This is a genomic window from Aliivibrio friggae (assembly GCF_057368515.1).
Genome location: NZ_CM170649.1, coordinates 564,064 through 583,191, shown reverse-complemented (window position 1 = coordinate 583,191; position 19,128 = coordinate 564,064). Strand labels below are relative to the sequence as shown.

Here is a 19,128-nt window from a genome sequence, read left to right as displayed (position 1 = left end):
AAGTTCATCCATAAACACAATATAAAACCATCATAGGGTATTTCTCATTCAATTATTACTTTTATATGAGGACCAAATAGTGATATCGGTGATTGATGTGATATCTATCCTCCTGCAAGTAAGATTGTAATTCTCAATTCTTTTAAAACGTGAGCATTAACCAAGAACACTAATAACCTATTCGACAGGCCTTCTTTCCTCTGCCAATCTTTTCTTCTCAGTGTATTTTACTCGACGCCTTTACCTACATCCAATTGATACGATTAAGGAATATCTATGCAGTGGAAAGCATCAACTCTTGCGTTACTAGTTTCAACCTCTCTTATTACGCCAATATCATTTGCAGCTCAAACGGCAGACAATGTTGCCCCTGAAGCCGCAACGGGCTTAACCAAGCAAAACCTCGTTGAAGGAAAAGAGTGGATGATCGCCTCCGCAAACCCTTATGCCAGTGAAGCGGGGGCTGAGATGCTACGCAAAGGCGGTAATGCGATTGATGCCATGGTTGCTACGCAATTGGTGCTTGGGCTAGTAGAGCCTCAGTCATCAGGTATTGGGGGCGGTGCATTTCTTGTCTATTGGAATGCAAAACAGCAAGAGCTTACTACTTTTGATGGAAGGGAAACGGCACCATTAGAAGTGACACCTCAATTATTTCAAGATGACAAAGGCCAACCTCTTAAGTTTTATGATGCCGTAGTCGGAGGGCGATCTGTTGGTACTCCTGGCACAGTAAAATTGATGTGGGATACTCATCAAAAACTAGGCAAACTGGATTGGAAAACCCTATTTGAACCAGCCATTGATCTTGCAACTAATGGATTCACCGTAAGTCCTCGTTTAGCAAAATTGGTTGATAATGACCAAGAGTTTCTACAACGCTCTCCTGCCGCTAAAGCCTACTTCTTTAACCAAGACGGTTCACCAATAAAAGCTGGTCAGAAGCTTAAAAATCCAGATTATGCAAAAACACTGCAGGTTATTTCTGAGCAAGGCGCAGTCGCTTTTTATCAAGGAAAAATGGCACAAGATATTGTGAACACAGTAAGAAATGAGACCTCAAATCCTGGGGTACTTAACCTCATTGATTTTACGGCTTATCAAGTAAAAGAGCGTGAACCCGTCTGCGCACCTTATCGCCAATATGCAATTTGTGGTATGGGGCCACCAAGTTCAGGAGCATTGGCACTTGGACAAATTATGGGGGTACTCAGCCATTACCCAATTTCAGATATGGGTAAAGACAATGTACAAAGTTGGAGATTATTAGGGGATGCTTCTCGCCTAGCCTTTGCTGATCGCGGTAAATACATGGCAGACAGTGATTATGTTCCAATGCCAACTCAAGGCTTACTGGATAAAAAGTATCTAGAAAAACGCGCTGAACTACTAAAAGGAAAGGATGCGTTAGCTGAAACTTCTGCGGGCTCTCCACCGTGGTCTCATGCCAACAATTACGCATTAGATGAAGCGATTGAATTACCCTCTACCAGTCACTTTTCGATTGTCGATAAAGACCGTAATGTGGTTTCAATTACCACCACAATAGAAAATGGCTTTGGCTCTCGCTTAATGGTTGGCGGGTTCTTACTGAATAACGAATTAACTGATTTCTCTTTTAGAAGTCATGTCGATGGTGTTCCTATTGCCAATCGCATCGAACCGGGTAAACGTCCACGTTCATCCATGGCACCCACTATCGTAATGAAAGACAATAAACCGTATATGGCAATTGGATCTCCCGGTGGTAGCCAAATTATCGGATACGTAGCAAAAACATTGGTTGCTCATCTAGATTGGAGTTTAGACCTACAGCAAGCCATTGATTTGCCTAACATGAATAATCGCTTTGGGGCATTTGAAATAGAAAAAGACACCGCCGCTGAAGCATGGGTCCCTAAGTTAGAAAAGCTCGGGTTTAAAGTTCAAGTTAAGGAATTAAACTCAGGGGTTCAAGCGATTAAACTGCAAGGAAATTCTCTTGTGGGGGCCGCCGATCCTCGCCGTGAAGGTAAAGTGATTTCGCAATAAACTAGTATCCGTTAATTTATGGCAATAATGATGATCTCATTGTTGCCATTTTTGTATTTAATCAATGTCACTTAAACACCGCTTTCAAACTTCGAGCCCTTGCCACAAACAGACTAATCTAGGATGTGCTTTTTACTTCATAAATATCAATTGACAGTTTATAAAAAGCGAGTATTTTTCATTGACATTAATTATTTGAATTGACTCGCAAAATAAATACTATAAATGCAAATAATTTAACGCTTTATATACATGAAAAAAGCAAAATAATTACGTTAATAGACCTTATTTCACTTCTATTAAAAACTTTCTTCCGTACACTACACAACTCCTATATGACTTACATTTTGTAACGAAAAAATGACTAGAAATCATACCTCTGGATTCACTTTGATTGAGCTAATTGCTGTTATTGTTTTGCTCTCAATTCTCTCCCTCAGCGCGAGCAGCTATTTCTCAGGAATTAGCAGTATTTCTGCGCACACATTACAAACGGAACTACTTCGTTCTTTACGTTTAACTCAAACTCGCGCCATGCACAGAAATGGGCAATGCAATCGATGGTTAATTGATGAGCACAGAGCACAACAAGTGAGCTTAGATAAACTATCTAACGCCTGTTCATCTGTCTTTCCTAGTACTCAAAAAAGTGATGTTTATCTTGAAAACGAAGATATAAGTTATGTCGCGATATTAGCTAACCAAAATGCATATTTCTCTTTAGTCGCAAATAACACCCTTATCAATTTAGCCTTTCCTTATGCGCTAGATTTTGATGGCATGGGTCGTATCGAACAATGTAAGACAGATAAATGTGAAATTACTATTTTTGGCCAATCACAACAGAAAATCTGCATTGAAAAAGAGGGGTATATTCATGCCTGTTAAGCATCAGCGTGGGTTCAGTTTAATCTCCATCGTGTTGTCTATTATATTAATGAGTTTTGCATTACTTACCGTAACAACCGCCTTAGTACCTAAATCGCAACAAAATGTAGAATTAATCTATTCAACAAAAGCGGCTGAACTTGGTGCTGCTGTGATGGATGAGATATTAGGTCGCCAATTTGACCAAAACAGTGGGCCTAATGGGGGTTTACCAGAGTGTGATAGCCCAACAGGTGAACTATGTACCCTTCCTGGTGAATTAAAGCCAGAAGCTGGAGAAACAGATCGTACACTCTTTAATGACGTTGATGATTTTAATGGATTATCAGGCAATGTTCAGGATGTGTTAGGCGATGATTTAGGGTCTGTGTATCCTAACTTTTCAATTTCTATCTCCGTTTTTTATGATGCAAATCTAGATGGAATTGCCGATACCGTAAGCGGAAACCGAAAGCGCATTGTTGTTGATGTCATTGACCCTAGTGGCCAACACTATCCTTTTTCTGTCTTTCGAGGAAACTTCTAATGCTATTTAAAAAACAGAAAGGGTTTACCTTAATCGAGATGGTTATCTCTATTGTTTTATTAGGGGTTGTCGGAGTTTCGCTCAGTGCCATTATTCAGCACAGTATGACAATTTATACCGATACCACCACCCGTGAAGAACTGCTACTTCAAGGTCGTTTTGTTACTGAACGTATGCACAAAGAAATTCGTGATGCCGTACCAAACAGTGTACAAGTTAACGCATCTACCCACTGTATTGAGTGGTTACCAATCACTAATACTGCTGTCTATGAGGCATTACCATTAGCACCAGAATCGGCAGATACGATGAGAGTATTACCTGAACATGGGTTCACTAAAGCAGAACGTGTCGTGATCATGCCGATGAATGCAGATGCCCTATTAAAGGATATTTCAACCTCAGGCGCCACAACAATTGCAGAAGTAAAACAAGATGTGGATTTTATTCCATTGCTTGAGACAAACACATCACAATCAACCATGGTTGTACTTCACTTTACTCAAGAGACAAGCTTTAAAGCAAACTCCCCTGCACATCGTTTATTCACCTATAAAACCCCAGTGGCTTATTGCTTAGAGGGGAGCCAACTATATCGTTATGCGAATTATCCGCTGTCTCGTAGTGAGCTTTCCCCTGCAGAATTAAGCGTGGGAGATCGTGACTTAATGGCTGAAAAAATCAAAAGTGTACAATTTGATGTAGAGCACGCCTCTCTTGTACGTAATGGTTTAGTTAAGCTGCAGTTTGTCTTTAATGATAACAATGAAGAAGTGAGGTTGGATCATGATGTCCTTATCGCAAACACGCCGTAGTCGTAATAATGGCTCTGCGCTTATCCTTACTATTTTTGTCATTATCGTTGTTGGTTTTCTCGCGCTAATGGCGACTAAAAATCAACAAAAAATGAGTCATCATATCGTGACATCTATTATGGGGACTCGCACTAATATGGCGGCGCAATCTGGCATACAGCTGAGTTTAAGCGAGTTTTATGCAACAGAGACTACCGACAGATGCGCAAATATAAACTCACCTTATACGTTTTCTGGTACAGGGCTATCTCAATGTACTGCCACTATAGAGTGTAAGCGTATTGGAATTTTAGATTCAGGAATTACAGTAAATCAATTGGTTAGTACAGCCCGATGTCAATTTGGCACCACCACATTACAACGTGTTATTGAAGTAGGAATTCGTCAATGATGGCTACACTTTTCTCTCGCTCACTTATTATTTCAGTTTTCAGCTTATGTTTGATGCCCCTGAATGCATCCGCTTTTCCAACAATAAACTCGAGCACTTACTTTCCAGATGTTGCTCAAGGACATAAAAACTCTTGGGAGAGTTGTCCGTACACTCAATTAGAACTCAATAACTCAGCAAAGATTAATGAAACTCAAGGGGCGGCATTAAATTACTGCTCTAGTAACAAAGGAGCTGGGTTACCAAGTAATAGCTGTGATGATGGCCATGGTGGTTACCAACTTTGTGAAATCACAGGCAAGGCAACAACTTCTTTATCGCTAGGTAATTTTCAAACTCGCTACTCTCCTAAAAATGAAACTTGTAACTCAGGACAGGAAGAGTTTAAATCAAAAAAATATAATAAAATTGAACTCCGTAATTCATGCAAGGCTAGCTTTAAAAACTCAAGTGGTACAACTTACGTTGGTAGTTTAGATCTAGAAGATAATATAACTCTTACTTTGCAATCCGGTGACTACTGGATTTATCAAATATCAACCAGCGACAATGCGCATATTAAAATATCAGGGAATGTTCGTTTATTTGTTCATCATAATTTTCTTCTAAACAACAATACGAAAGTTACTCTTGAACAAAATGCCTCACTTACTGTTGTTGGATTTAATAATATACAGCTAAATAACAACGCCTATCTAGAAGGTTATGTATATGCTAATAACCGTCTTTCATTAAACAATGACAGCTACATCATTGGCCGAGTATCTAGTAACAAATTATTCATGGAGGGTAATAGCTATATCAATAAAGCAACAACAATACCAGAACCAGAAGCTTACCCTATACTATCTCTTCGCTTAGATGAGGACTCGTGGAACGGTACTACTGGCGAAGTCAAAGATAGCTCTGGTAACAGCTATAACGGTACAGCTATAAATAATCCTGCTCCTCAAAAGGACAACCCTGCTCTACCTATCGATTTAGCCAAGATGGGAACTTGTGGCTATGGCGCGTTTAATAAATCACAGCAACAATATATTGAAGTTCCTAATAACAGCAAACTCTCTAATGAAGATACGATTACGGTTAGTGCATGGATAAACCCTAGCTCATACCCTTCTAGCAATCGCCTTAATACCATTGTCTCTAAAAATGGTAACTATGAATTTCATTTAAATTCATACGGTCAAGTGAATTGGTATTGGGAGTTAAAAAACTCTCGCTACCCTATGAATCTAACGACAACACAAAGCATTCCAAAAAACCAATGGTCGCATGTTGCTATTCGTTATAACGCTCATGATAGAAATAAAGCCTCGATTTTTATTAATGGCAAAAAAGTAAAATCCATTACTGAAGACGTCTCTCCACTAAAACACTTACAGGTAAATAATCAGCCTCTACAAGTAGGTAATGATTATGATTTAACTCGTACTTTTAATGGCTTAATTGATGAAGTAAACGTATTTGATCAAGCCTTATCAGACGACCAAATTGAACAGTTATATGAACAACGTCATCCCTGCCCTGATGTGGTTTTACCTACCTGTTATGAAGATAATTTCAATAATGGTAGCTTAGACAGTAACTGGGTAACCAGCTCTAGTAGCGGTAATTTTATACCTAAAATAATTAATGGCCGCTTGCAGTTAACTCAAGCACAACGAGCACAATCAACAGCATCTTCTTATCAGTATTTATACCCTGCTCTTGGTAACAAAATTGAAGTTGAATTCGATTATATGGCGTATGGAGGTAATGGTGCTGATGGTCTTGCCATTGTATTTTCTGATGCCGAAATAACCCCTCAAGCGGGTGCATTTGGTGGGCCTTTAGGCTATGGATTTAAGAGAAATTCAGAAGCAACAAAGCCTGGTTTTGCGGGTGGTTGGCTTGGTATTGGTCTTGATGAATATGGTAACTACTCTAAAGAAGGCGGTTCAAAAAACCACAATTCTTACTCTACCAATCAATCTGTTGTACTCAGAGGTTCAGGCCAACAATACTCCGGATATAATTACATTAGCGGTAATAAAGTCAGCCCCAATATTGATGGAAATAACGGTAATAGCAAAACTCATCGCTATCGTATTACCATAGATTCAAGAAGTCATAATACCGCTAATGTAACGGTTGAGCGTAGTGTTGAGAATAAAGGAAGTACTCCTCGCTTTAGCAAAATCATTGGTCCAATCAATGTCTTAAGCTCTCAATACAATCAAGATGATATTCCTGAAAATTTCATCATGTCATTAACCGGTTCTACTGGCCAGCTGTATAACACCCATGAAATTGATAATTTCAAAATGTGTGCTTTGTATTCAAAGCCTATTGGTGAACAAATTGACCATTTTGAGTTTGACCACTCAGGGCAAGGCTCTACTTGTGATGTATCTAACGTAACATTACGAGCGTGTGCTGATGCCTCTTGTTCAAGCTTATTTACTGATGAGATTGATGTCACACTTAATACCAGTAACTTAGGGACTGATGGTTATTGGCTTAACGGCAACAACATAACAATGAGAAATGGTATTGCGAATCTATCCATAGGCAAACCGACTCAAGGGAATGTAGGACTAAACGTTGATAGCTCATCTCCTTCAACAAAACCCTTCAGTAACACTTTATGTAGTATCAATGGCGGTTCATTAAGTAGTCAAAACTGTACTCTCAATTTTAAATCGGAGGGGTTAACAGTTGTTGTCCCTGATAAATTTGCCAATAAACCCGTTACAGCAACCATTAAAGGCTGTGGAAGTACATTTACTGGTACAAAAAACATTCAATTATGGTCTGATTATATTTCACCAAGCAAAACAAATATTATTGGCTCACCAAGCTTATATGGACTCATTAATGATTCATGGAATGAGATAGGGAAACAAGAAGCATCTCCAACAACCTTTGCGTTAAATTTTACCAACAATGAAGCACAAATTACCATAAATTACGCTGATGCAGGGCAACTGCAACTCAATGCTAGATACACAAAATCGTATAATCAAGACATTGAAGGCAGTGATCAATTTGTCAGTTTTCCAGTTGGCTTAAGTGCGTCAGTAAGCGATAAAAACAATTCAAGTTCTAACAGTCTTTGTCAATCAGAAGACACGAATTGCTCCATTTTTGCTCGCGCTGGTGAAGAGTTTAACTTTATCATTAAGGCTCACGCTTGGGAAAAGGATAACGATTCTGATCTAGCTAATAATCTGGTAACACCGAACTATGCTCAAGATAATTTAATACTAGATCATACTCTCGTCGCCCCTTCTCAAAAAATTGGAGGCAATACAGGTAACTTATTAATTAATACTTATAATCATGCGGCAAAACAAGGCAGCACAAATACGTTTAAGCAAAGTATCAGTGAAGTCGGTGTTTTCGATATTTCAGTAACACCACCTGCTGGCTATTTAGGTAGCAATGCGTTCCAAATTAAAGCCGCCAATACCGGCTCAATTGGTCGATTTACCCCCGCTTATTTTGACTTATCTGCGGTGCAACCAACAATAAAAGATGCCTGTGGTGATTTTACGTACATGGGCCAAACGTTCGAGTTTGATACCTTACCAACATTAGAGTTAACACCGCTGTCCTACACTGGTGGTCAATTACAAAACTATAATATTGGTCCATGGTGGCGCTATAACAATACATGGGATTTAAGAACCTATTCGGCTTTACCTTCCAACATTGCAGTAATAGACAGTGACTCACGTTCTATCCTTGGTCGTAGAGATGGATTTGCAACATCAGGTAGCGTAGATAAATTACCTCTACAAAATAAAGTACAACTGCAAAATGCCAAATTGCGTTATAACAAACCATTTGAACCGATATCACCAACGAATGACACCATCACTTTAACGCTTAGTGCTGAAGATACGAAAGACCAAGATAAAGTTTGCTACAAAACTAACGCGACAGGAAACTGCCTTGAGTATAATTTCCCTGCCACACCAGAGCATCAGCAAGAGTGGGGACGAATTACAATGGAAGATGCCTATGGCTCAGAGTTAAATGATCTTCAATCAAGAATTGAAACTGAATATTACGATTTTGGTCGCTTCATTCGTAATGAGGCTGACTCCTGCACAGTACTCGCAATGCCTTACTTTTCATTTGATGTAGGAAAAGATCCAGATGCACTTCCAGTTAAAAACGGCACGACAACAGCGAGTTTAACCAGTACTCAAGTTAAAAATGGATTAACAAGTATGAATTTCACTGCACCTGGAAACGGAAATCAAGGGCAAGTCATTCCTACCTTGTCATTAGTTAACCTACCTTGGCTGCAACAAGACCAAGATAATAATGATTCTTTTGAGGATTTCATTAAAGCGACCATTCATTTTGGGATTTATCGCGGAAGTGATCGTATTATATGGAGTCATGAACAAACCAACTAAGTTCATACAGATAGCCATAATTAATAAGGAAGTATCATGAAAGACGATTACAGCTACCCAATTGGAACAAAAGGCCAACCTTGGGGCGAAGCAGAAAAAGCGGCTTGGCTTGCAAGCATAACAGTAAAGCGCTCTTACCAAGAAGAAGTAGCAACTAAAATTCATGCGCTTTCTGATCGCTTCGATGTCTCTCAATATGGTGCGCTATCGTATGACGAAACGCGCTTTCCATTATTGTGTATTAAAACTCGCCAATGGGATAATGCCAAACCGACACTACTAATCAGTGGTGGTGTTCATGGCTATGAAACTTCAGGCGTTCACGGTGCATTGCAATTTGTAGACACAAAAGCTGAGCACTATAGCCAATGGTTTAATATTGTTGTTGCCCCTTGTGTTAGCCCGTGGGGTTATGAAGTGATTAATCGCTGGAACCCAACAGCGACCGATCCAAACCGTTCTTTTTATGCAGATAGCCCTGCTGAAGAGTCGGCAGGATTAATGGCATTAGTAGCATCACTTGAAACACCTATTTTTGCTCATATCGATCTGCATGAAACGACAGACAGTGATGAGACAGAATTTCGTCCTGCGTTAGCCGCACGCGATGGCTTAGAATACATCGAAGGTTATATTCCTGATGGCTTCTATACTGTGGGCGATACCGAAAAGCCAGCTACGGCATTTCAAACAGCAATCATTGATTCAGTTCGTACTGTTACGCACATTGCCCCACCTGATGCAAATAACCAAATTATTGGATCTGATGTCGTGCAAGAAGGTGTTATTGAATATCCGACTAAAAAACTAGGCCTATGTGCAGGTCTAACCGATGCTGATTTTGTATCAACAACTGAAGTCTACCCTGATAGCGATAAAGTCACTGCGCAAGAGTGTAACGATGCTCAAGTTGCTGCCATTGTTGGTGGTGTAGAGTACTTATTAGCTCAAAAATAATACACACTCCGTTCTATTTGCGAAATAGATGATTCTAGTCAAAAAGTTTACACTTTGAATGATTCATCTATTTCCTATCAACATATTGAACACTTTCTAACCACCAAAAGTGTAATATATAGAATTATTAATAACCAATAAAATATACTGCTAAAACATACCCTTGGTTACAATATTTCCACAATGCCTCCTTGATAAATCCGTACTTTGTTACATTCTTTTAATGGTAAAATACCTAGAGTAATTATCTAAAAGAGAACCCTTATGTGGAACAAACTAAATAAGTCCATGATGTTTTGCCAAATGATGTTTGGCTTATCATTTTATGGCGTAATGGTTATATTAACTCGATTTTTCCTTGAAGAACTTAACTACAGCGAAGCTGATACCATGATGGTAGTCGGGGCCTTTTCATCAATTGGCCCTCTATTTGCTATTGCTGGTGGTTTTATTGCCGATAAATTTTTAGGCGCTTACCGTTCATTAACCATTAGTTATCTTGGTTTCTCTGTGGGTTACGCTTTACTTGTTCTAGGCTCATACACCGCCAATGTTCCAATGGCATTATGTGGTATCGCATTAGCAAGTTATGGACGTGGCTTAATGTCACCTTCTTACCCAAGCCTTTACAAGCGAACCTTTGATACTCAAGAACATTTTGAAAACTGTTACCCTGTAAACTACTCTGTTAACAACGTTGGTGCATTATTAGGGCAATACTTATTCCCTATGTTTGTTCTTGTGTTAGGATTCCACGGAAGCTTTATGTTATCTGCAATCCTTGCCTTCTTTGCATTAGCAACATTAGTGATTTTCCGTAAATCATTATTAACAGTTGGTGCAGATATTGATCAGAAACCAGTAAGCACTAAAAACTGGATTGCATTTCTAGTCACCTCTGCCGCCATGATTGGACTTGTATTCTTCATGTTCTCAAACATGGATATCGGTCAGAACATTGTTTATGCGATTGGCCTTGCAGCGATTGGTTATTTCATACTTCTAATGGTTAAATCTGAGAAATCAGATGCACTGAAAATGGGAACGATCCTTATCGTAACGGCATTGACCACTGCTTTCTTTGTGTATTACGGCCAAATGATGACCTCAATGACCATGGTAACTATCAATACTATGCGTGGTGATCTATTCAATCTTATCCCTATCGCACCAGAAGCATCAATGGCGATGAATCCATTATGGTGTATTATCGCAGGCCCTGTAATTGCAATGATATTCTCTGCTCTTGAGAAACGTGATATTCACTTTTCAACAGCAACGAAGATTGGCTTTGCCTTTATCCTAACAGCTATTGCATTTGGTATTTTAACCATGGCAGTGATGAGTGTTGGTGAAAATGTAATCATTCGTCCAGAAGTATTCCTACTTATTCACTTCTTCCAAGCATTTGCAGAAGTTATTGTAGGTAGCTTGGTCGTTGCATTCATCTTATCTGTGGCTCCAAAACATATTGAAGGCTTCTCAGTAAGTCTGTTCTCTGTTGCGATGGCATTAAGTGGTATTGTTGGTGCGGTATTCTCAACCTCAATCGCTCAAGAGAAAGGCCAAGTCATCACTCAAGAGTTCGTACAAACGGTTTATGGCGATTACTTCCAACTACTGACTGTACTTGCTGTTGTTATGGTTGCTGTTGCTTTTATTGCTTCATTCATTATTCGTAAGATGCTTGAAAGTAGCAAGCATGCTGAGGCTGCGGCTCTAAAAGAACAAGAAGCATAACCAAGAAATTATAATTTTAAGATCAAAGCCTTACTTTATTTATCGATAAAGTAAGGCTTTTTAAGTTTGACAATTATGCCCCCATCGCTGCAACATCCTTTGAAGCTCTTCCGACTTATAGGGCTTATTCAAAATATCATCCATTCCAACAGTAATACATTGTTCAACTTCCATTGTCGTAGTCCCAGCGGTCAATGCAATAATCGGTTTACGATAACCGGATTTTCTAAGCTCTTTTGTTGCTTCAAACCCATCCATGATCGGCATTCTGCAATCCATAAGGATGATATCAACTTCATTTTCACTAAGAAAATCAATTGCCTGTAGACCATTATCTGCAAATTCTGGAATAACCCCTATTTTAGCTAGCATCATTTTTAAGATTATTTGATTCATCTTAATATCTTCTACCGCCAAAATAGACAATTGTTCAACCGGAAAAGGAAAGTCCACCTCATTATCATTATCACCTTGCTGAATTGAAGGTTCCTTGAGTGGAATTAAAACGGTAAAACTAGAACCTATACCCTCTTGGCTTGAGAGAGAAATCTCCCCATGCATAACTGAAACCAAAAACTGACAAATAGATAAACCAAGACCAGTACCTTCAAACTGTCTCTGGCTCGAATTATCTACCTGTGTAAAAGGATCAAATAAACTTGCTTGCTTATCTTTAGGAATGCCACACCCAGTATCTGAAACGATTATTTGTAGATTTTTATCAATCCAAGATACTGAGAATACTATCGTGCCTTCTTTAGTAAACTTAATTGAGTTACCAATTAAATTGACGATAATTTGTTGAATTCTATCTACATCACCTTGCAATAAATCGGGTATGTTATCTGTCACATTAACGTCAAAAGCCAATCTTTTTTCTTCAATTTGTTGCGTAAAAATTTGCTGAACGGTCGATATTAATCGATTAGGTTCAAAGCTATCCACTTTAAGGTCTAGCATTCCTGCACTCATTTTACTGAAATCAAGTAAGTCATTAATAATAACCCGAAGCATCTCCCCTGACTGATGTATGGTGTTGAGCAAGGTTTGTTGATATGACGTAATGACTGTATCTTCCATCAACTCAGCAGAGCCTAATAATCCATTGAGAGGCGTTCGTAATTCATGATTGATCATAGCAACAAAATCACGAGTTGCTCGTTCTGATTTTTCCGCTCTTTGTTTCTCTTTCAGCGTATCTTCCAATAGTTTCTGTCTTTCAAAAGCAGAACTGATCATCTCAGAAAATAAACTAAATTGCTTTTCAATCATGTCATACCAAGTAGAGTTAGGAATTCGAGTGAAAATAAAATGTAAGGAACCACAGCGCAGATCCTCTTGATGAAGAAAAACAACTAATTGAGTATGATCTGAGTTCCAATTAAGAGAGTGTTCAGAGAGAGATAAATCACTAAATAACATGCCATTATCTAATCTAAAAACACGAATATCTTGCTCTTGTGTAGCGACATTTGAAGAAAGGTGGATAGCTTGTATTAACTCAAGATTAAGCAAGTCTTCGAGGAGTTTAGTTAACAGCCCTTTGACTAATTTCTCTTGCAATAATCGTTGGCTATACTCTAGCAATATAGCATCAAGATCATTTTTAAACTTCAATAAAGCGACATCATTTTCAGACTGTTTTTGAACTATCAGCAAGCTTTCTTCTACCAATTTCTTGGCGTAATATAACTCATTACTTTTCTTTTCAAGTAATGTTTCAGCTGCTTTTCGAGCTTGTTTCTCTCGCTGAATTTTTTTATTCAGTAGCTCAATCATTTTCTCGCTATCCATCTTTATCCCCTTAATGAAATTATACTTTCAATAAAGTAAAACGAACTTGAGAACCATCTTGTTGTATCGCCTGCATTTGAATATCTATATTTTCATTGAAGTACTCTGCGCACCCTTGGATTAGGCCAAAACAAACATTAGAAAAACAACGTGCCGAAATATAGTCCATCACCATTTCAGATTCAGTATTCGAAATAAAAATAAACTCTGGAGGGCTAGCTTCTGCATACAATTTTTTAACTTCAAGATGAATATAACTTTCTACCTGCTTAATAAAATCAAAGGTATTCGACGATTTTCCTTCTAAACTTGGCATACTTTTGTAGAGAGTAAGAAAGACAGATTTTCCATACACCTGTTGTAAATCTTCAATGCTGATATTCGTTAATTTACTTAACGAGATAATCAGCTTCACTAAGTCTTTATGATCATAAGTGCCCACAGAGGTATAAGCACCTTCATCATTACTATCGTCCAGCATTTTCTGACAAACTTCTAAACCAAAAGTATCTTCAACTAACTCTAAAAACTCTGAAAAAATAATCCCTTTCATATTTCATCCTATTTCTCGATAACATCTCTCTAAGTGTAGGAAGTAATAACTAGATAAGGTAGGTTTTATCTTTATCATCTATACTCGGATGAATAAAAATATGAAGGAAGTCTATATGTATCAAGAAATAATTAAATTTTGGTTTGAAGAATTAGAGCCTAAAGATTGGTTTGTCAGTAGTGATGACGTTGATAACAACATAAAACTTCGCTTTCTTTCAGTACTTGAACAAGCCTCACAAGCAGAGCTATTTACATGGCGTGCAGAGCCATTGGGACGTTTAGCTGAAATTATTGTATTAGACCAATTCTCTCGTAACGTCTATCGCAACACCCCAAAAGCCTTTGCACAAGATACCCTTGCTTTAGCTCTGGCCCAAGAAGCCATCTCACTTAAGGCTGACCAATCTTTATCAGAAGAGCAACGTAGCTTTCTATATATGCCTTTTATGCACAGTGAATCTCCGCTAATTCATGAAGAAGCCCTAACATTATTTAAATCATTAGGCCGCGAAGGCAACTACGAATTTGAAGTAAAACATAAAATCATCATTGATAAGTTTGGTCGTTATCCACACCGAAATACCATTTTAAATAGAGAAAGTACACCTGAAGAGATTGAATTTTTAACTCAACCAGGATCTTCTTTTTAAAATAGAATTATCTCCCATTAAACTAACAAACAGATAGCGATACTGTTTGATATCAGATATTGATACCGCTAAGATACGGCATCAATATCTGAGGATGCAGCATGAGTGATAAGGTTTATTCTCAATTAATGGGAATCGTTACTAGGGTTCAAAACTACCCAGGGTTAGATGGACTGGAACAGATTAAGTCCAAGGTGGATCTTATCTGCCAAGAAAGTAATTACCCTTGCCCTAAATCTATTGAACTCTTTCTCAACGCCTATACATTTGATCGAGAAGATAAACTTAAATCGGCAGTTGTTGCTTATAACCTCTGTTTATCATCTTTAATTGATGATGAACTGCCACTTCGTATTTATATAAATGCATTATTAGCATCCATTTATATTGACGCTGAAAACTACACAACCGCTTATATTCTGTATAAAGAAGTTTTAGAAAACATACATCTACTTGATGATAATATTCGTTCTCTGATTTACTGTAATATCAGCGATATGTATTTATGTTTAGATCAATATGAACAAGCTATTGAGTATGCAAAACAAGGTGTCACTGCGGCTAAAAATTCAAATAATTTACAGAACAAAGCCATCTCACTACTTAATATTGGTTATGCCTACGGGCACTTATCGCAGTTTAAAAAAGCCATAAGCATTATCCATAGAGCAAAAAATATCGCCAAAAAGAACCATTCTAGTCGTATTATGGCTCTTTCTTATGGTTATTTAGCTCAGATATTGGCTAAACAACCTAATGCCTCACAAGAGCTTGTCATTGAGTATTTTAAAAAAGCAGAAGCTCTCTACACTGATATTCACGATAAGCATAACCAATTAGAAAACTGTATCTTTTTCGCTCAATACTTAGAAAGCATTAACCATAACGATGATGCTTTATTACTGTGTAAACAAATAGAAAAGAAACTACAATCCGCTAATAATTATGGGTTTTATAGTGTATATGCCAATGTGCAAGCAAACCTGATTGAAAAACAACAACAGTGGCCTCAATTAATTGCCCATCAAAAACTGCATATCCAAAAAGCAGAAAAGACATTAGACGCATTAAAACAACAGCAAAATAAAGCGCTCATAAAAAATGTAGATGTGATTGAAGACAACCAGCAACAGCAAGTATTAAGCGACATGCAAGAGCACATGGGAGCGATTACCGAAATTGGTCAATATATAGCAACAACACCAGATTTAACTGCATCACTTACAGAAATATTGGCTAAAATAAACACTATCTTACCAACTTTCGAGTTCGGTATTGCCTTATATGATAAAGAAACTCATGATCTTGATTATCGCTATTTTGTTGATACAAATGGCTTAGTACCTCTTCTAACAATTAACTGTCAACAGCATAAAACCGTTGGTACTTACGTTATTAAAAATCGTGCTACGGTACATCTAAATACCGTGACAGATGATGCTCTCGCTCCCTTTGTTGATAACGAGCAGCGTAAAAAAAATGACATGGTTGTGCGTAAAAATAGCCCTGCGGTGCATTCTATTATTCTGACGCCTATTATTTTAAAAGATGACGTACTTGGCTTATTATCCGTTCAACATCATAATGCGAATCAATACCATGAACACCATCGTCATCTGATAGAACATTTAGCCAGTTTTATCGCGGTATCATTAGAAAATCAAAAACAAAGACAACGGTTAGAAGATGCCAATAAAACATTAGAACAACTCTCTAAAACGGAGCCATTAACGGGATTATACAACCGTTATCAACTAGATAAAATTACACCAAAATTAGTCGAACAAGCACTAAAAGAAAACACCAATATTGCTGTTTTGATGTTGGATTTAGATGACTATAAAACCTATAACGATACGTATGGTCATATTGCAGGTGATAATATCCTTAAAGTTATCAGTCAATTAATGAAAAATGCATTCAGCGACAGTAATGATTATTTATTCCGTTATGGGGGTGATGAGTTTTTGATCATCTCTTTCGATCAGACCTCAGATGCAGTAGAAACAAAAATACGCAGCTTACGAGATTCTTTACATCAAGCTAATGTACAGAACCCAAAGTCACGCTATTCTGATCGCTTAAGTTTATCGATTGGCGGTATTAATGCACAATTAAACCAAGCCTCATCAATTGAAAGCTTTAGCCAACTTAGCCAGATTGCCGATAAACAGCTCTATAAAGTAAAAAAAGCGGGACGTAATAATTACTTATTGATCTAATATGATAAATACTTCTGTTTCAACATTTATCAAAATAAAGACACCATATTTGTCTTCTACGTTATACACTAGTCTTCATAATTATTAATAATAGTAACGATAGATAGAGCCTCTTTTTATGAAGCCAGTACTTCCATTATTTTCATTACTGACTCTTCTTGGTGGTTGCCAATTAGATAGTAATGTAGAGCAAAATACAGTCCAGTGTAGTAATAATGAATTCTTATTATCATTGCCAAAGGATATTCCAGATTACCGTCATGCTATGGCTGAATTTTCTCAAATAGGAGGAGAGAGCCCACTTAACTCAATGACATTTGTGAGCCAGTGTATCCATAAAACCTCTTTTAAAGAACTTGCTGAACGAAGTGCAAAAGAAATCTTACTACCGAACTATAAAAGTGCAGGTCAAGTCACCCACTTTAGAATTAAAAACAACGTTGCTTATGTTGAACTTGCTGCTCATACTGACCATTGGGCAGGCTCTTCTGCTGCACTAGCCGCTGTCGATCCTATAATTAAACGTAATCTATTTTTAAATAGCAAAGTTGAAGATGTCATTGTTGGTGAAATTACAGACTAACAACGTTATTTATTCTTAATCTAAATCAATATATGCATAAAAATCATAGACTCACTGAAAAATAGTCATTTGCTTCATAGTCCCCCTTTCCCTACTATGCGCGCTCTTATTTTTAACCCTAAGAGCGCAGCATGTTTTCACAATCCATTTTCGCTCAATTGGTCAGAATGAGTGTGTTATTAGTTTTATCCCTTATTGCCGTTCATAACTCACCTGCTTTGTTGAATTTATTAGCTCAACAAGCAGTAAATAGTGGGTGTCATCAGCAAACAGGTCAAGACGATAACCACCACCATTCTCATCACCACCATTAAGAGCACATTATGAGTATTTTTCGCTTTCCACCACTAGTATGGCTTGGGATCGGGATTTTAATTATCAGTCTAGGGATCAGACAATCATTCGGCATTTTTATGATGCCAATTTCAGACCATTTCCAAACTGGACGTGAATTTTTTAGCTTTGCTATTGCACTACAAAACCTATTATTTGGTATTTTCCAGCCATTTGTTGGCATGGCATCAGATAAGTGGGGCTCTAAGCGCATTATCATGTTAGGCGCTGTCGCTTATGCTTTAGGGCTTGCTCTCACATCGGTAGCGACTGAGCCAAGCATGTTGTATTTATCTCTTGGCGCACTAGTTGGCTTTGGTTTAAGTGCCACCAGTTATGTAATTATTTTAGGGGCCGTCGCTAAAGTCGTTCCTGCTGAACACGCAGCAAAAGCGTTTGGTTTAACAACGGCTGCTGGCTCTTTTGGTATGTTTGCGGTCATTCCTGGCGCTCAAACCTTAATGCATAATTTTAACTGGCAGTTTGCATTACAAATATTCGCTATGCTATGTACGCTTATTATTACCTTTGCTCTGTTTATGAAAACAGCAAATCCATCAGAAAAACAAACAGAAGAAGAAAATACACAAACATTAACTGAAGCGCTAAAAGAAGCATTTGCTAACAAAAGTTACTGGTTAATCCACGCAGGCTTTTTTGTATGTGGTTTTCACGTGATGTTCATTGCTACGCATCTACCTAGTTACTTAGCCGATAAAGATCTCCCTGCTTCAAGTGCGGCAATGGCATTGGCTTATGTCGGTATTTTTAATATCTTCGGTTCATACTTCTGGGGTGTGATGGGCGATAAGTACAGTAAGCGACACGTAATGTCTGCACTGTATTTTGTTCGTACTATTGTGATTGGTGCATTTGTAACGCTACCAGTTACTGAACACACAGCGGCTATTTTTGGTGGTGCAATTGGTTTCTGTTGGTTAGGGACAGTGCCATTAACCTCTGGTTTGGTTCGTCAGATCTTCGGCGCTCGTTATTTATCAACTCTGTATGGTTTAGTTTTCTTTACTCATCAGGTTGGTAGCTTTTTAGGCGCTTGGGCTGGCGGTCGTATTTATGATTACTATGGCTCATACGAACCAATTTGGTGGTCTACGGTTGTTCTTGCTTTCTGTGCAGCATTAATTCACTTACCAATTAATGATAAGCCAATACAAAGGCTGAAATTACAAACCGCATAAATACGTTTTTAGACAACACTAACAATAAAGCC

General features: G+C 38.0%; 15 protein-coding genes. 13 read left to right on the top strand and 2 right to left on the bottom strand.

Annotation, left to right across the window (positions count from 1 at the left end; all coding sequences use genetic code 11):
* Positions 1-276 precede the first annotated feature (276 nt).
* The 8 genes from ggt (at position 277) to AC2INI_RS16015 (ending at position 11,760) form a co-directional block, all read left to right on the top strand.
* Positions 277-2,031 carry a gamma-glutamyltransferase gene (ggt, locus tag AC2INI_RS16050; protein WP_486306400.1) on the top strand — a complete coding sequence of 585 codons (1,755 nt, stop codon included), beginning with the start codon at positions 277-279 and terminating at the stop codon, positions 2,029-2,031.
* A 360-nt stretch (positions 2,032-2,391) separates the two neighbouring features.
* Positions 2,392-2,919 carry a pilus assembly FimT family protein gene (locus tag AC2INI_RS16045; RefSeq protein WP_486306399.1) on the top strand — a complete coding sequence of 176 codons (528 nt, stop codon included), beginning with the start codon at positions 2,392-2,394 and terminating at the stop codon, positions 2,917-2,919.
* On the top strand, positions 2,909-3,445 hold the full coding sequence (locus AC2INI_RS16040) for a type IV pilus modification PilV family protein (RefSeq protein ID WP_486306398.1): 537 nt from the start codon (positions 2,909-2,911) through the stop codon (positions 3,443-3,445). The genes AC2INI_RS16045 and AC2INI_RS16040 overlap by 11 nt, the downstream gene beginning before the upstream one ends.
* On the top strand, positions 3,445-4,260 hold the full coding sequence (locus AC2INI_RS16035) for a PilW family protein (RefSeq protein ID WP_486306397.1): 816 nt from the start codon (positions 3,445-3,447) through the stop codon (positions 4,258-4,260). Before AC2INI_RS16040 ends, AC2INI_RS16035 begins: the two co-directional genes overlap by 1 nt.
* Positions 4,232-4,651, top strand: a complete 420-nt coding sequence (locus AC2INI_RS16030; protein ID WP_486306396.1) for an MSHA biogenesis protein MshP — start codon at positions 4,232-4,234, stop codon at positions 4,649-4,651. The genes AC2INI_RS16035 and AC2INI_RS16030 overlap by 29 nt, the downstream gene beginning before the upstream one ends.
* Entirely contained in the window at positions 4,648-9,063 is a 4,416-nt protein-coding gene (locus AC2INI_RS16025) for a DUF6701 domain-containing protein (protein ID WP_486306395.1), read from the top strand. Before AC2INI_RS16030 ends, AC2INI_RS16025 begins: the two co-directional genes overlap by 4 nt.
* A gap of 36 nt (positions 9,064-9,099) precedes the next feature.
* The gene (locus AC2INI_RS16020; protein ID WP_486306394.1) at positions 9,100-10,020 is read left to right on the top strand and encodes a M14 family metallopeptidase; all 921 of its coding nucleotides are present in this window, start codon (positions 9,100-9,102) and stop codon (positions 10,018-10,020) included.
* Positions 10,021-10,284: 264 nt separating this feature from the next.
* A complete protein-coding gene (locus tag AC2INI_RS16015; protein ID WP_486306393.1) occupies positions 10,285-11,760 on the top strand; it encodes a peptide MFS transporter in 1,476 nt (491 codons plus the stop codon).
* A gap of 60 nt (positions 11,761-11,820) precedes the next feature.
* Here the strand turns inward: AC2INI_RS16015 and AC2INI_RS16010 are convergent, their stop codons facing one another.
* Complete coding sequence (locus tag AC2INI_RS16010; RefSeq protein WP_486306392.1) at positions 11,821-13,554, bottom strand: ATP-binding protein; 1,734 nt, start codon at positions 13,552-13,554, stop codon at positions 11,821-11,823.
* Between the two features lie 19 nt (positions 13,555-13,573).
* Positions 13,574-14,107: a heme NO-binding domain-containing protein gene (locus AC2INI_RS16005; protein WP_486306391.1), complete on the bottom strand. Its 534-nt coding sequence runs from the start codon at positions 14,105-14,107 to the stop codon at positions 13,574-13,576.
* Between the two features lie 115 nt (positions 14,108-14,222).
* Here AC2INI_RS16005 and AC2INI_RS16000 point away from each other — a divergent pair, with 115 nt between their 5' ends.
* From AC2INI_RS16000 to AC2INI_RS15980, 5 genes are all read left to right on the top strand, one after another.
* Positions 14,223-14,759 carry a DUF924 family protein gene (locus AC2INI_RS16000; protein ID WP_486306390.1) on the top strand — a complete coding sequence of 179 codons (537 nt, stop codon included), beginning with the start codon at positions 14,223-14,225 and terminating at the stop codon, positions 14,757-14,759.
* 101 nt (positions 14,760-14,860) lie between these two features.
* The gene (locus AC2INI_RS15995) at positions 14,861-16,981 is read left to right on the top strand and encodes a diguanylate cyclase (protein WP_486306389.1); all 2,121 of its coding nucleotides are present in this window, start codon (positions 14,861-14,863) and stop codon (positions 16,979-16,981) included.
* Between the two features lie 118 nt (positions 16,982-17,099).
* A complete protein-coding gene (locus tag AC2INI_RS15990; RefSeq protein WP_122032433.1) occupies positions 17,100-17,564 on the top strand; it encodes a hypothetical protein in 465 nt (154 codons plus the stop codon).
* A gap of 131 nt (positions 17,565-17,695) precedes the next feature.
* The gene (locus AC2INI_RS15985; protein WP_060991969.1) at positions 17,696-17,878 is read left to right on the top strand and encodes a hypothetical protein; all 183 of its coding nucleotides are present in this window, start codon (positions 17,696-17,698) and stop codon (positions 17,876-17,878) included.
* Between the two features lie 9 nt (positions 17,879-17,887).
* Positions 17,888-19,096: an MFS transporter gene (locus tag AC2INI_RS15980; RefSeq protein ID WP_122032431.1), complete on the top strand. Its 1,209-nt coding sequence runs from the start codon at positions 17,888-17,890 to the stop codon at positions 19,094-19,096.
* The last annotated feature ends 32 nt before the right edge of the window (positions 19,097-19,128 follow it).